Source organism: Prochlorococcus marinus XMU1405 (genome assembly GCF_017696275.1).
GTDB lineage: Bacteria > Cyanobacteriota > Cyanobacteriia > PCC-6307 > Cyanobiaceae > Prochlorococcus_A > Prochlorococcus_A marinus_AB.
The window spans coordinates 606,407-621,027 of record NZ_JAAORF010000003.1; the positions used below are offsets into that span (position 1 = coordinate 606,407).

Annotated in this window: 14 protein-coding genes and 1 tRNA gene; 10 read left to right on the top strand and 5 right to left on the bottom strand. The window is 30.9% G+C overall.

The window, feature by feature from the left end; genetic code table 11:
• Positions 1-14 precede the first annotated feature (14 nt).
• Positions 15-542, bottom strand: coding sequence for a SprT family zinc-dependent metalloprotease (locus HA148_RS09335; RefSeq protein ID WP_209132111.1), 528 nt, complete (start codon positions 540-542; stop codon positions 15-17).
• Positions 543-627: 85 nt separating this feature from the next.
• Here HA148_RS09335 and HA148_RS09340 point away from each other — a divergent pair, with 85 nt between their 5' ends.
• From HA148_RS09340 to HA148_RS09350, 3 genes are all read left to right on the top strand, one after another.
• Complete coding sequence (locus HA148_RS09340; RefSeq protein WP_011819289.1) at positions 628-1,047, top strand: hypothetical protein; 420 nt, start codon at positions 628-630, stop codon at positions 1,045-1,047.
• A gap of 22 nt (positions 1,048-1,069) precedes the next feature.
• Entirely contained in the window at positions 1,070-2,383 is a 1,314-nt protein-coding gene (locus HA148_RS09345) for an RNA ligase family protein (protein ID WP_209132113.1), read from the top strand.
• Positions 2,384-2,499: 116 nt separating this feature from the next.
• Entirely contained in the window at positions 2,500-2,652 is a 153-nt protein-coding gene (locus HA148_RS09350; RefSeq protein WP_198025666.1) for a hypothetical protein, read from the top strand.
• A 4-nt stretch (positions 2,653-2,656) separates the two neighbouring features.
• Here HA148_RS09350 and HA148_RS09355 read toward each other — a convergent pair whose 3' ends face one another.
• From HA148_RS09355 to HA148_RS09370, 4 genes are all read right to left on the bottom strand, one after another.
• Positions 2,657-3,253: a TVP38/TMEM64 family protein gene (locus HA148_RS09355; RefSeq protein ID WP_209132115.1), complete on the bottom strand. Its 597-nt coding sequence runs from the start codon at positions 3,251-3,253 to the stop codon at positions 2,657-2,659.
• Positions 3,254-3,255: 2 nt separating this feature from the next.
• Positions 3,256-6,012 carry a valine--tRNA ligase gene (locus HA148_RS09360; protein WP_209132117.1) on the bottom strand — a complete coding sequence of 919 codons (2,757 nt, stop codon included), beginning with the start codon at positions 6,010-6,012 and terminating at the stop codon, positions 3,256-3,258.
• A gap of 97 nt (positions 6,013-6,109) precedes the next feature.
• Complete coding sequence (locus tag HA148_RS09365; protein WP_209132120.1) at positions 6,110-6,496, bottom strand: AIR synthase; 387 nt, start codon at positions 6,494-6,496, stop codon at positions 6,110-6,112.
• Positions 6,467-6,538, bottom strand: a tRNA-Val gene (locus HA148_RS09370). Before HA148_RS09370 ends, HA148_RS09365 begins: the two co-directional genes overlap by 30 nt.
• Before the next feature lie 98 nt (positions 6,539-6,636).
• Here HA148_RS09370 and mazG point away from each other — a divergent pair.
• The 7 genes from mazG (at position 6,637) to HA148_RS09405 (ending at position 14,621) form a co-directional block, all read left to right on the top strand.
• Positions 6,637-7,482, top strand: a complete 846-nt coding sequence (gene mazG / locus HA148_RS09375; protein WP_209132122.1) for a nucleoside triphosphate pyrophosphohydrolase — start codon at positions 6,637-6,639, stop codon at positions 7,480-7,482.
• 7 nt (positions 7,483-7,489) lie between these two features.
• Positions 7,490-8,338, top strand: coding sequence for a polyamine aminopropyltransferase (speE, locus tag HA148_RS09380; RefSeq protein ID WP_209132134.1), 849 nt, complete (start codon positions 7,490-7,492; stop codon positions 8,336-8,338).
• 4 nt (positions 8,339-8,342) lie between these two features.
• Complete coding sequence (gene speB / locus HA148_RS09385; protein ID WP_209132135.1) at positions 8,343-9,224, top strand: agmatinase; 882 nt, start codon at positions 8,343-8,345, stop codon at positions 9,222-9,224.
• Between the two features lie 50 nt (positions 9,225-9,274).
• Positions 9,275-10,387 (top strand): glycine cleavage system aminomethyltransferase GcvT, encoded by a 1,113-nt coding sequence (gene gcvT, locus HA148_RS09390; protein WP_209132136.1) that lies wholly within the window; start codon positions 9,275-9,277, stop codon positions 10,385-10,387.
• Between the two features lie 55 nt (positions 10,388-10,442).
• Entirely contained in the window at positions 10,443-12,239 is a 1,797-nt protein-coding gene (gene aspS / locus HA148_RS09395) for an aspartate--tRNA ligase (protein ID WP_209132137.1), read from the top strand.
• 75 nt (positions 12,240-12,314) lie between these two features.
• Positions 12,315-13,925: a CTP synthase gene (locus HA148_RS09400; RefSeq protein WP_209132144.1), complete on the top strand. Its 1,611-nt coding sequence runs from the start codon at positions 12,315-12,317 to the stop codon at positions 13,923-13,925.
• A 24-nt stretch (positions 13,926-13,949) separates the two neighbouring features.
• A complete protein-coding gene (locus tag HA148_RS09405) occupies positions 13,950-14,621 on the top strand; it encodes a 7-carboxy-7-deazaguanine synthase QueE (protein WP_209132147.1) in 672 nt (223 codons plus the stop codon).

Consider the following 14,621-nt stretch of genomic DNA (forward strand, 5'->3'; position numbering starts at 1 on the left):
CACATCTTATATTTTTAATCAAACAAAATTAAACAGTTTTTATTCCATGATCCATTAAAGAAATTGACACAACATTTTTTACAAGCAATATTCTTTATCCTTTTCCTGTAGAAAAATTTCTCACCACAATTTTGACAAGTTCCTATGTACTTTAATTCTCTCCTTTCAATAGGAAATGAGTGCCTCACAGAAATTTGAAAATTCTTCTCTTTCTCATTAATTTCATTCATCTTTTCTAAGAAATTTGGACCATGTATCTCATTTTTTTTTAATATCCTATCTACCCATGCATGAATCATTTCATGACATAAAGTACTGTTTATTTCACTAGTAGATAATTTACTCAAAATAGGTTTCGATAAGATAATTTCAGAATCTATAAAACCATTAATGCGTTTTCTTTTATAAAAACCAGCAGTAGTTTTTAATCTATTATCACTCCATCTAACTTTTACTAAAGGGTGATTATTAACCGTTAAAGAATTTTCAAAATATTGGCTATTAAATCTATGAAATAAGGGTAAAAGAGGAATTACAGGCATTATGGATTAAAATTAGTATTATTTTGACAAAAAAAGCCATCAAAAACGATTTCTTTTCTTAAAGTAATAAAAAACTCAAATCAACATGGATGCAACACTAGTTAAAGATATCGGAATTAAAGCATTATTAGTTGGTGGAGCTGTACTAGTTTCTTTTTGGACTTTTAATGCAGTCAAATTAGTTATAAGCGCCAGAGGAATTAATCCATTAGTAAGAAAGTTTTTCGATCAAATAGCTGCTGGCAGAATTGATGCAGCTTATGGTTTGACTACAAAAACTTATAAAACGCATGTAAAACGACAAGATTTTCTTAAATTTTTAGCTAGTTTAAACCTCAATAAATATAGAAATTTAAAATCAGGAAGACCTAGAGTCCAAGAAGATCAAATCATAATAACTTTGAATCTAAAATCAGAAGACAAACAAGATGAACTCCCATTAGATTTTACTTTTGCAAAAACTGACAATGATTGGAAAATAGACAGAATAGCTAAAGTTAATTAATAATTTCTTGTGAGGCAAAAAATTGTTTAAAGAAGAAATAATACATCAATTAGAATTACACCCAAGTAGATTAGATAAAGAAAAAATCATTTCAGAAGCAATGGAAGATGGTCTAGATGATTTTTTTGAGGGTATACGTATGGCACTTGATCCATTAGTAACTTTTGGTGTAAAAATTGTCCCTGAGAAAGAGACTGAAAAAAGTCAAAATTTTTTATGGGAAGATTTTAGAAAATTAGCCAATAAGCTTATTCAAAGAGAACTTACTGGTCACGCTGCTCGCGATGCAATTCTTACGGCTATGGAATCTGCAACAAAAGAAGAGTGGAATGGATTTTATAGACGAGTTTTAATTAAAGATCTTAGATGTGGTGTATCTGAAAAAACAATCAACAAGATAGCAAAAAAATTTCCCAAATATACTATTCCTATTTTTTCTTGTCCTTTAGCTCATGACAGTGCAAATCATGAAAAAAAAATGATAGGGAAAAAGCAAATTGAAATCAAATTAGATGGTGTACGCGTCTTAACTATTATTAGACAAAATAAAGTAGAAATGTTTTCTCGTAATGGGAAACAATTCCATAATTTTGGTCATATTATTTCAGAAATAGAAAACGCCTTAAAAGAAGATCCAGCACCTTATGACTTAGTACTCGATGGTGAAGTGATGAGCGCTAACTTTCAAGATTTAATGAAACAGGTACATAGAAAAGATGGCAAACAAACAAAAGACGCAGTTCTACATCTATTTGATTTATGTCCCCTTGAAGACTTCCAAAAAGGGCGATGGAACACTAGTCAAACAGCAAGAAGTTTATTAGTAAAAGAATGGGTAGCAAAACATTCTTTACTTCTTAGACATATAAAAACACTTGACTGGGAAAATGTAGATCTAGATACCATTGAAGGACAGAAAAGATTTGTAGAGCTAAATAAATCTGCTGTAGAGGGTGGATATGAAGGGGTAATGATTAAAGATCCTGATGCAATATATGAATGTAAAAGAACACACAGTTGGTTAAAAGCAAAACCTTTCATTGAAGTCACCTTAAAAGTTGTATCTGTTGAGGAAGGGACAGGTCGTAATAAAGGTAGACTAGGAGCTGTACTAGTAGAAGGTGAAGATGATGGGCATGAATACAGTCTTAGTTGTGGAAGCGGATTTAGTGATATCCAACGTGAAGAATATTGGTCAAAACGGAATCAACTTATTGGTCAACTTGTAGAAATCAGAGCTGATGCTAAAACTAAATCCAAGGATGGGGTGGCTTTTAGTCTGAGGTTTCCGAGATTCAAATGCTTTAGAGGATTTAAAGCTGGAGAAAAAGTCTAAATTTTAAAAAATTATATTTAAAAAGTAGTCAATGAAAAATGTAGTTTTTAAGTAAAAAAACTAAAAATCTTAGCTATAAAATGTAAGAATAATTATCAGGACTTTTAGAGAGAATTATGACGAAGAAAACAGTTTTCAACTTCATAAAAACACCTTGTGGACAAGCAAAATATATCGAATTAGAAGCCAACAAAACTCTACTAGGTAAATTTAGGCTTTTGTGGTTTATCTTAATAGCATCTATTAGAGATTGGAATATTAAAGAGTAAATTCTTAGGATTTTTCAAAATATTCCCTGGAATATTTAGCTGAGAAATATACAACTAAAAAAGTTGAAATAATTCCAATGATAGTCATATATAAGTTATTTGGTGATTGGACATTTTTTAGCTCCTGAATATTTTTTGCCAAACTACCTATTGAGCAATAAAGAAAAGTTCCTGGAATTATTCCAAGAAGACCAATAGCGAAATCTCGAAATTTAACATTATTCAAACCATAAAAATAATTAAGAATACTGAAGGGAAATATCGGAGATAATCTTGCTAAAAAAATTAATTTAAGTCCGCCTTTTTCAACTACTTTTTCCATAACACTTAATTTTGGATAACGACTAAAAAGATTTTTTAGCTTTTTTGCAAAAAAACTTTTTGATACAAAAAAAGCAAATGATGCTCCTAAGGAAGCGGAGAAAAAAACGATAATTGATCCTAAATATGAGCCATATAAAAAACCTGATAATAAAGATAACCAAGAAGCTGGGAGTATTAATAAAACAATTAAAATATAAATACAAACAAACGAAAATATCCCAATTCCAGTATTAAAAAAAAAAGATAAATTATAAATATTTTCAAGAAATATGTTCATTCTCAATTCAAAAGTTCGAGTTTTTTAGTAATTCTCTCCATTTGTACCGAACCCTCATTTAATTTAAATCTACATTCATCAACAATATCTTTTGGAGCCTTATCCACGAAATTTTTGTTAGATAATCTCTTATTTAAATTATCTAACTCAATAGTCACCTTTTTTAAATCCTTGTTTAACCTTTCCTTTAATGCATCCATATTTACAAAATCCTGAAAAGGTAAGTAAACCTCTAAATCACTAATTATCCCAGAAAAAGATTTAGCAAACTCTTTTTTATCAACAGCATTAGGTTTAAAAATAAATACTTCAGAAGATTTAGTTAAGGTTTGAATATCATCAACTAAAATTTTTAGAAAATCAATCAATTCATCATTATCTGAAATCAAGTAAACAGGAACTTTTTCTGATGGCTTGAGGCCTAATTCAGCTCTCAAATTTCTAATCAATCGAATAATTTCAAAGAGTTGTTGAAAGGAATTATCAAGCTTATTATCAACAAATTTATTTTCTTGGGTTGGCCATTTTTGAAGAGATAATAATTCTTTATCTGATTTAAGTTGAAGTACATGCCAAAGTTCTTCAGTAATGTGCGGCATAAAAGGATGAATCATCACCAAAATATCATTGAGCACTTTTATTAAAACCTTTTCAGATATTTGTCTATTATTAGTCTCTTTATTATTAAACCTTTGTTTAGCAAATTCTACATACCAGTCACAAAAATCATTCCACGTAAATTCATATAGAAGTTTCGCAGATTCTCCCAATTTATATTCTTTCAACAAAGCAGCGACTTTTATATTTACTTGATTCAATTTCGATAAAATCCACTTATCACATAACTCTAAAGAAGTTTCATCACTCTCATTAAGCGAATAATTATTATTAGAAGTTTTATTAATTAACACAAATTTAGTTGCATTCCATAATTTATTCGCAAAATTTCTTGAAGCTTCAACAGTTGAAGACGTATCTTTTTTCCTATCAAAGTCAAGCCGGATATCTTGTCCAGCGCCTGCAACTTCTCGAATTAAAGCAAATCGTAGAGCATCAGAACCATATTTATCAATTAATAGTATTGGATCAATACCATTACCTGAACTTTTACTCATTTTTTTATTATTTTCATCTCGAACTAGACCATGAATATAAACATCCTTAAAAGGAATATTATTTGTAAAAGTATTCCCCATCATTGTCATTCTTGCCACCCAGAAGAAAATAATATCGAAACCAGTAACAAGAACATTATTTGGATACCATTTTTTAAAATCCGGATCATTTGTATTTGGCCAACCAAGGGTTGAGAAAGGCCATAAACCACTTGAAAACCATGTATCCAAAACATCCTTATCACGAACCAATTTAATATTTAATCCAAATTTTTTATTAGCTTCGATTAAGGCATCTTGTTCATTTCTTGCAACGATATATGGAGTATTTTGTTCTATTGAGTCTTGATTTTCATCTAAAACATACCATGCTGGTATTTGGTGTCCCCACCACAATTGACGACTAATACACCAATCATTAATATTCTCCAACCAATCCTTATAAACTTTCTCCCAGCGTGGAGGAATAAAAGATGGTTTTTTAGAACCAATTTCATTAAGACATCCTTGTGATATATCATCCATTTTCAAAAACCATTGTGTTGATAATAAAGGTTCAATTGGAACCTTACCTCTATCAGAAAAAGGAACAGTATGTTTATAATCCTCTATCTTTGTCAAAAGACCTAAATTATCCAATTCTTTAATAATTTTCTTTCTAGCCTCATATCTATCTAAATTTTGAAAAATACCTGCATTAATATTTAAAGTTCCATCTTTGTTCATTACATTAATCTGTTTTAAATTATGCCTTTTTCCTATTGCAAAATCATTTGGATCATGGGCTGGAGTAACCTTTACACAACCCGTACCAAAATCTTTATCAACATGTGAATCAGCGATAATAGGTATTTCTCTATCAACGAAAGGGACTTTTACATTGACACCAATAAATTCTTTATATCTATCATCATCAGGATTAACTGCCACAGCAGTATCACCCAATAGAGTTTCTGGTCTTGTTGTTGCAACTTCTAAGTACTTATCTAACTGTTCACCACTTTCAGAAATTAAAGGGTATTTAAAATGCCATAAATGACCATTTACTTCTTGCATTTCAACTTCAAGATCACTTACGGCAGATTGAGATTCAGGACACCAATTAACCAAATATTCGCCTCTATAAATTAAATTCTTTTTATAGAGAATATTAAAAGCCTCAATAACTGCTTCATTTAATTTTTGATCTAGAGTAAATCTTTCTCTAGTCCAGTCAACTGAATATCCTATCCTTTTTAATTGAGAAACTATTCTTCCACCACTTTGTTCTTTCCAATTCCATGCTCTTTTAAGAAATTCATCTCTTCCAATATCCTCGCTTGTTTTGCCTTCACTTTTTAATTGTTTTTCAAGAATAGTTTGAACAGCTATTGAAGCATGATCAGTTCCTGGTAAGCACAAAACATTCTTACCTAAAAGTCTTTGAAAACGTACTACAACATCTATTAAAGCCGTATTAAATGCATGCCCCATATGCAAAGACCCAGTTACATTTGGTGGCGGAATAACAACACAAAAAGGCTCCCCATCATCCTCAGGATTAGGACTAAACGCCTTTAGACTTTCCCATTTTTCTTGCCACTTTTTCTCTACTTCAAAAGGTGAATAATTCTCTAAAGATAATTGATCATTCATCTCTGTCATGTCCAAATTTTATTTCAATAAACTTTTTGTTTATTTTATCTTGAGAGCAGCCAATTAATGAAAATAATATTAGTTTGCAAAAAAATAAACATACATTCTACAAAAGTTTGAAGCCAGAACCGCAAGAACAACGTTTTGCATTTTTTGGTGTTGAAATAAGAAATCCACCACCACTCAAATCACCGTAATAATCTAATTTTAAATCTTTAAGTAAATTAAACTTTTTTACATCCGCGTATAAAGTTACTCCTTCAGTTCTTGAAATAGGGGATCCATTACATGTACCCGGCCTTAATTTAATATGCATCCATCCTTCGGAACAATTTTTATCCTCTATCAAATCAATCGACATTTCTCCTGGAGAACCTCCAAAAGAAGCTTGCCTAGATAGTTCTGAAGCAGCGCTTTGACTGATTGAAAGATTGACGATCTCAGTCATTAGAAAAATAATAAATGGGCGATCCAGGGTTCGAACCAGGGACATCCTGCTTGTAAGGCAGGCGCTCTACCGCTGAGCTAATCGCCCTTATAATAAACCATTCTAATAGATGAAGTTGAAATATTTATACTAAGTATTTAAATATTTCATGATTGAGGCAAAATTAAATAAATAAAATATATCCTATGTCCTCAAACGATAGATATAACTTACAAAAAAATTCCGATTTAGAGACTTTAGAAAACTTTAAAATTTTAATATCTAATATCAAATCATTAAAAGATAAAACTTGGGGATGCCCTTGGCAGAAAATACAGTCTCATAAATCGTTGATCCCATTTTTACATGAAGAAAGTAATGAATTTATAGATGCGATATATGAAAAAAAGGCGGATAACATATGTGAAGAGTTAGGAGATCTTTTATTACAAGTAATGCTTCATGCTGAAATCGGTTACGAAAAAAAAGAATTTGAACTAAATGATGTTATAAAAAATCTAAACAAGAAAATTATTAATAGACATCCATATATTTTTAAAAAAAAAGAAAAAGTATCTCTTGAAAAATCGCAACAAATCTGGGAAAACATTAAAAATTCAGAAAAAGAAACACCTCATATGGAATCATCAATAAGTAAAAATTTAAATATGACAATCAAAAATTTACCACCAATGGTTGGAACAGATAAAATCACAAATGTTGTTAAAGAATATGGTTTTAAATGGGAGAGTACCGATCAGATTTTTGAAAAGTTAGAAGAAGAGATTAATGAATTAAAGGAAGCAATTAAAAGCAATAATGATTCAGAAATAAAAAATGAATTTGGGGATATTTACTTTACCCTTCTGAATCTCTCAAACTTTTTAAAAATCAATCCTGAATCAGCTCTACAAAAAACTAATAAAAAATTTTTAGACAGGTTTTCAATCATTGAACATCATGCAGGCGATAATATAAAAAAACAAAATCCTAAAGACTTTCAACGGCTTTGGCAAATAGCCAAGCGAAAACTTAAAAGAAAAAATTCTTAAAAAGCAAATGACTAATATTTCAACATGGATAGATGAATATCATAAAGGCTCAAGATTCGGTCTAAATGGAGATGTTTTAATTAAACAAAAATCACAATATCAAGAAATTATTGTTATTGAAAATGAATACTATGGAAGAGCTTTAATGCTTGATGGTTGTTGGATGACATCACTAAAAGACGAGAAATATTATCATGAGTGTCTTGTGCATCCAGCATTAAGTAGCATTGACGAAAAATCTAATGTACTAATTATTGGTGGAGGAGACGGCGGTACAGCAAGAGAATGCGTTAAATATTCTCAAATATCGAAAATTGATCTAGTAGAAATTGACGAGGAGGTAATCAAAATATCTAAAAAATTTTTAAAAGAAATTGGAGGCGAAGCATGGAATGATAAAAGATTAGAAATACATGTTGATGATGGTGTTAAATGGGTAAAAAAAACAAGAGATAATTTTTACGACGTTATTTTTATAGATTGTTCAGATCCCTCAGAATTCTCAAATTTATTATTTTCAGATTCTTTTTATAAAGAATGTAAAAGAATACTTACACCAAAGGGGATATTAGCAACGCAAAGTGAATCTCCTGAATCCTTTAAAAATATTCACATAAATATTTTGAAAACCCTAAAAAATATATTTAAAGTTTCTAAAACTATGTATTCCTTTGTGCCTATATATCCAAGCGGGATTTGGAGTTGGACATTCGCTTCTTCAGAAGATCTAAATTTATCAAAGCAAAATTGTGATGAAGTCCTAAAAATAGAAAAAGGATGTGAAATTTGGAATTTAAATTTTCAAAATGCAGCATTCAAAATGATGCCAAATAAAATTGTAAAAGAACTAGATTAATAAGATGACAAAAAATTTATTTGATAACGAAAATGCAATTTATATGGGAGCAAAAAGAAGTCCCGAGAATTGCTCAATTGGTATATTTGGAGTTAATTATGACGGGACATGTTCCTTTAAACCAGGAGCAAGATTTGGTCCAGAAGCAATAAGACAAGTCAGTTCTTGTTTAGAAACATATTGTCCAAAAATAAAAAAAGACTTAGAGGATATTATTTATGTTGATTTTGGATCAATACTAATTGATAAAAATGACTCAAAGTCGGTTATTGAATCGGTTAAATCAGCAACAAATTATTTAATTAATAAACGTCTTAGTCCTATTATGCTTGGAGGCGAACACTCTATTACAAGAGGTGCTATTGAAGCATTAGTAAAAAAATATCCAGATTTGATATTGGTTCAACTTGATGCTCATGCAGATTTAAGAGAATCATATATAGGAAATGAACATAGTCATGCTTGTACTATGAAAAGATGCTTAGAAGTGCTACCAGAAAAGAAAATTTTACAAGTAGGAATTAGAAGTGGGACTAAGGAAGAATTTGAAATTATGCATAACAACAAACAATTAGTTAACTTTTGTCCAGGCGGAAATGCACATGAGTTAAAACAAGCTCTTCTACCGTTCGCTAAGTCTCCAATCTATTTAACAATAGATTTAGATTGGTTTGATCCCAGTTTATTAGCAGGGACGGGCACTCCAGAACCGGGAGGATTTTTTTGGAATGATTTTGAAGAAATACTGAAAACTTTAAAAGAATTTAGAATTGTGGCTTCAGACATTGTGGAATTATCTCCAGAAATTGATAAAAGCGGAGTAAGTAGCATAGTTGCAGCCAAAGTACTTAGAAGCTTAATTTTGTCATTAGAAAATATGCAATAAAAAATTTCTAAACTACAGTGTAAAAATACTAAATACAAACTAAATATTTCATGGATTTGCTAAAAAGTCCTCTTTATTCAAAATATGTTGAAGCCAATGCAAAATTAGTGGATTTTGCAGGTTGGGAAATGCCCATATCATTTTCAGGATTAATTAAAGAGCATGAATCAGTTAGATCATCAGCAGGATTATTTGATATTTCTCACATGGGTGTGATTTCTATCAAGGGAATCAATCCAAAGGATTATATTCAAAAACTTTTTCCTACTAATTTATATTCATTTTCTGAAGGTCAAGGGCTTTATACAGTAATGCTCAATGATAAAGGAGGAATAATAGATGACTTAATAATTTATGACCTTGGCATACAAGAAAATGACATATCAGAATTATTATTAATAGTTAATGCAAGTAGATATGAAGAAGATTTTCAGTGGATAAAAAATAATTTAAATAAATATGAAATTTCGATAACAAACTTTAAAAAAGACAAAGTACTTTTAGCACTACAGGGAAAAAACTCATTCGATTTATTTGAAGAATGGATTGAATCTTCGATCTCACATATCCCTAACTTTGGATGCGAATATAAAATTTTTGAACATATTTCGCCTAAAGAAAAAATTTTCTTTTCAAAGACAGGATATACAGGGGAAAATGGTCTAGAAATACTTTTATCTAAAAAAGCAGCAATTAATTTATGGGATTTCTCGATTTCCAAAAATGTTGCACCTTGTGGTTTAGGAGCTAGAGATACTCTTAGACTTGAAGCAGGCATGCATCTTTATGGTCAAGACATAAATGAAGAAACTTCTCCATATGAAGCAGGGTTAGGCTGGTTAGTACATCTAGAAAATAATCACGAATTCTTTGGCAGGAGATTTCTTGAAGAACAGTCAAGATTAGGTATTCAAAAAAAGTTAGTTGGTCTCTCTATAGAGGGTAAAGCAATAGGAAGAAAAGGTTGCTCAGTTCTTAAAGGTGAAGAAAATATTGGGAGTATAACAAGCGGCAGTTGGTCTCCAACTAAACAAAAAGCTATAGCTTTTGCATACATCAATACTTCGCATGCCTTAATAAATAATGAAGTTCAAATATTAATAAGAGGCAAAAAATTCAAAGGGGTTATAACAAAAAGAGCGTTTTATAAAAAAAATTATTAACTAAATTTACCCTTAAAGAATTATTATAAGTTATTGATAAATAAATCATACTTAGATGAGAAACAAAATTTGCGAAGAACTCAATAATACAGATATTGGTAAATTAGTTAATTTATGCGGATGGGTAGATAGAAGAAGAGATCATGGTGGTGTCATTTTTATTGATTTAAGAGACCATAGTGGATTCCTACAAATAACAATTAACCCCGATGATGGTGCAGATCTATTTAAACAGGCAGAAACTCTAAGAAATGAAACAGTAATAATGGTTAGCGGAATTATTAACGAAAGGCCAAAAGATTCAATAAATAAAAATTTAAGTACTGGAGAGTTAGAGCTTAAAGTTAAAGATTTGCAAATTCTCAACCAAATTAAAAAAAACCTACCTTTTCCAGTATCTATACATGATTATGAAAATACAAAAGAGGAACTCAGATTAAAATATAGATACCTTGATTTAAGAAGAGGTAAATTACTAGAAAATTTAAAAACAAGACATAAAATTATTAAAATTGCTAGAGAATTTCTTGATAGTTTTGGCTTTACAGAAGTAGAGACTCCATTACTTACAAAATCAACTCCAGAAGGCGCTCGCGATTTTCTTGTTCCTGCTCGTCTTTCGAATGGAGAATTTTTTGCTCTACCTCAATCCCCACAATTATTTAAACAACTTTTAATGGTGGGAGGCTTAGATAAGTATTATCAAATTGCAAAATGTTTCCGTGATGAAGACTTAAGGGCAGATAGACAGCCAGAGTTTACGCAATTAGATATTGAAATGAGCTTTATTAGTGAAGAAGAAATAATCTCTTTTAATGAAAGTCTTATAAAAAAAATATGGAAAGAAGTATTAAATATTGATTTTGATAATGCTTTTCCAAGAATGTCATGGAAAGCAGCAATGGATAATTACGGCACTGATAGACCAGATACAAGATATCAAATGTTATTAAAAGATTTAGGAGAAGTATTAGGTGATATTGGCTTTAATATTTTCACCAAGGCAATTAAGTCTGGAGGTTCTATAAAATCCATAACAGTCAAAGGAGGTAATTTGAGTATTAGCAACGTAAGAATTAAACCCGGAGGTGATATCTTCCAAGTAGCTCAAGATGCAGGAGCGGGTGGTTTGGCCTTTATAAGAGTCAAAGGAGATGAGCTTGAGACTATTGGGGCAATTAAAAATAATCTAAATGAAGAGCATATAGCTGATATTTTGAGAATCACCGAAGCGCAAGATGGAGACTTAATTCTCTTGGGTGCTGGAGATAAACAAATTGTCAACCAGTCATTAGATAGAGTGAGACAATACATCGCAAAAGACTTAAATCTCATAGATAAAAGTAAATGGAATTTCTTATGGGTAACTGATTTCCCGATGTTTGAGAGAAATGAAGAGGAAAATAGATATGAAGCTTTACATCATCCTTTTTGTTCTCCAAAAAATATAAAATCTAAAGATCCTGAAAACTTGCAAAAAGAAATCGAGGACTCTATAGCAAATGCTTATGACTTAGTTCTTAATGGCTTGGAATTAGGAGGTGGCTCTTTACGTATTCATGAAGCAAACTTGCAAAGAGAGGTTTTGAAAACGGTAGGACTTACTGCTAAAGAGATTAATGAAAAATTTGGATTTTTAATTGAAGCCTTAGAAATGGGTGCTCCTCCTCATGGTGGAATAGCGTTTGGATTAGATCGTATTACCATGCTGATCATAGGTGCAGATTCAATCAGAGAAACAATTGCATTTCCAAAAAATCAACAAGCAAAATGTCTTCTCACAAATGCGCCTTCAAATGTCTCAAAATCACAATTAAAAGAATTAGATATTGAAATAACAATTGATGAATAAGAATATATATGGATGTTCTAAAAGTTTTTTGTTTAAATAAAGTATAAGGAGGCAGTGCTTAATTAAAAATATTTAATGTCAAAATTTGTTTTTGTCACCGGAGGAGTAGTTTCTAGCATTGGTAAAGGAATTGTAGCTGCAAGCCTAGGTAGATTATTAAAGTCTAGAGGATATACTGTTTCAATATTAAAACTAGATCCATATCTAAATGTTGATCCAGGCACAATGAGCCCTTTTCAACATGGGGAAGTATTTGTAACCGAAGATGGGGCTGAAACCGATCTAGATTTAGGTCACTACGAAAGATTTACTGATACAGCAATGACTAGGTTGAATAGTGTAACAACGGGATCTATTTATCAAGCAGTTATTAATAAAGAAAGAAGAGGTAATTATAACGGTGGAACTGTGCAAGTAATACCTCACATAACGGGAGAAATTAGAGAAAGGATTCATAGAGTAGCCGCTAACAGTAATGCAGATATTATTATTACTGAAATTGGTGGAACAGTTGGTGATATTGAATCTCTTCCTTTTTTAGAGGCAATAAGAGAATTCAAAAATGATGTCAATAGGAACGATGTTGCATACATACACGTAACATTACTTCCTTACATCAAAACCTCTGGCGAAATAAAAACTAAACCAACACAACATTCAGTGAAAGAATTAAGATCAATTGGAATTCAGCCAGATTTACTTGTATGCCGAAGTGATAAATCTATCAATGAAGCTCTTAAAAAAAAGCTGAGTGGTTTTTGCGGTGTCAGTATCAACTCTGTAATTGAAGCTTTAGACGCAGACAGTATTTATTCTGTACCTCTTTCTTTAAAAAAAGAAGGTTTATGCAAAGAAACCCTGAAGTATTTAGACCTTGAAGATAAAAAATGTGATTTGAAAAATTGGGAACAACTAATACACAACCTAAGAAATCCTGGAGATCCAATAAAAGTTGCCCTTGTAGGCAAATATATTGAACTTGGAGATGCATATTTATCCGTTGTTGAAGCTTTAAGACATGCATGCATTGAACAAAAGGCTTTATTAGATTTACATTGGGTAAGTGCTGAAATGATAGAAAAGAATTCAGCAGAAACTTACTTAAATGAAGTTCATGCAATTGTCGTACCCGGGGGATTTGGCAATAGAGGAGTCAATGGAAAAATTTCGGCTATAAAATTCGCAAGAGAAAATAAAATTCCTTTTTTAGGTTTGTGCCTTGGTATGCAATGTGCAGTTATAGAATGGGCCAGGAATGTAGCTAATCTTCCAGATGCATCTAGTTCAGAACTAGACCCAAACACTCCAAATCCAGTGATACATTTATTACCAGAACAGGAAGATGTAGTTGATTTAGGTGGGACAATGAGACTTGGAGTTTATCCATGTAGATTGACAAAAAATACAACTGGAAAAAACTTATATGATGAGGATGTTATTTATGAGAGACATCGACATAGATACGAATTTAATAATTACTACAAACAAAGTTTTTTAGATTCTGGATACAAAATTAGTGGCACATCACCAGATGGCAGATTAGTTGAGTTAATTGAGTTAGAAAATCATCCATACTTCTTAGCCTGTCAATATCATCCTGAGTTTTTATCACGACCTGGCAAACCTCATCCTTTATTTAGAGGATTAATAAAAGCCTCTCAAGATAAGTTAACTCAATCAAATTAATATTCTTTATTTTTTTGAATGAAAATGACAAATTTTTTACCCTTAGTTGAACAATTTCATTCATTACAAGGTGAAGGTTATCACGCTGGAAAAAGTGCTTTTTTTATAAGATTAGCCGGATGTAAAGTTGGATGTTCGTGGTGCGATACTAAGAATTCATGGGATGAAAAAAAACACCCTTCTATATCAATTGAAAAAATAATAGATCGCATAAAAATTGCCAGAGAAAAAGGAGCATCTTTTTGCGTTATTACAGGTGGAGAACCTTTACAACATAACTTGGATAATTTTTGCAAAGCCATAAAAAAAATGACGATGGGAGAAGAACAAAAGCCAATGAAGATACATATTGAGACAAGTGGAGTTAATTCGATATCAGGAAGCTATGACTGGATTACTTTATCTCCTAAAAGACACTCACCTCCAAAAAATTATTTTTTAAAAAACTGTAATGAAATCAAAATAATTATAAATGAAATAGAAGATATTGAATTTGCTATTCAAATAAAAAATGAAACTTTAAAACAATATCAACTTTCTAAAAGCGAAGATAGCTTAAAAAAAGAAGATAAAATTTTTTATTTACAGCCAGCATGGAACAATGCAAATGGTTTCTCTCTTGCTATTGATTTCGTAAAAAATAACCCCGATTGGAAATTGAGCCTTCAAACTCACAAATACTTAAAAATCAATTGA

Bases quoted from the DNA above. Each gene is read 5' to 3' on its own strand.
- HA148_RS09340 (WP_011819289.1), top strand. From the start codon at position 628: ATGGATGCAACACTAGTTAAAGATATCGGAATTAAAGCATTATTAGTT.
- HA148_RS09405 (WP_209132147.1), top strand. From the start codon at position 13,950: ATGACAAATTTTTTACCCTTAGTTGAACAATTTCATTCATTACAAGGT.
- HA148_RS09350 (WP_198025666.1), top strand. From the start codon at position 2,500: ATGACGAAGAAAACAGTTTTCAACTTCATAAAAACACCTTGTGGACAA.
- HA148_RS09355 (WP_209132115.1), bottom strand. From the start codon at position 3,253: ATGAACATATTTCTTGAAAATATTTATAATTTATCTTTTTTTTTTAAT.
- HA148_RS09365 (WP_209132120.1), bottom strand. From the start codon at position 6,496: ATGTCCCTGGTTCGAACCCTGGATCGCCCATTTATTATTTTTCTAATG.
- HA148_RS09360 (WP_209132117.1), bottom strand. From the start codon at position 6,012: ATGACAGAGATGAATGATCAATTATCTTTAGAGAATTATTCACCTTTT.
- mazG (WP_209132122.1), top strand. From the start codon at position 6,637: ATGTCCTCAAACGATAGATATAACTTACAAAAAAATTCCGATTTAGAG.
- HA148_RS09400 (WP_209132144.1), top strand. From the start codon at position 12,315: ATGTCAAAATTTGTTTTTGTCACCGGAGGAGTAGTTTCTAGCATTGGT.
- gcvT (WP_209132136.1), top strand. From the start codon at position 9,275: ATGGATTTGCTAAAAAGTCCTCTTTATTCAAAATATGTTGAAGCCAAT.
- aspS (WP_209132137.1), top strand. From the start codon at position 10,443: ATGAGAAACAAAATTTGCGAAGAACTCAATAATACAGATATTGGTAAA.
- HA148_RS09335 (WP_209132111.1), bottom strand. From the start codon at position 542: ATGCCTGTAATTCCTCTTTTACCCTTATTTCATAGATTTAATAGCCAA.
- speE (WP_209132134.1), top strand. From the start codon at position 7,490: ATGACTAATATTTCAACATGGATAGATGAATATCATAAAGGCTCAAGA.
- speB (WP_209132135.1), top strand. From the start codon at position 8,343: ATGACAAAAAATTTATTTGATAACGAAAATGCAATTTATATGGGAGCA.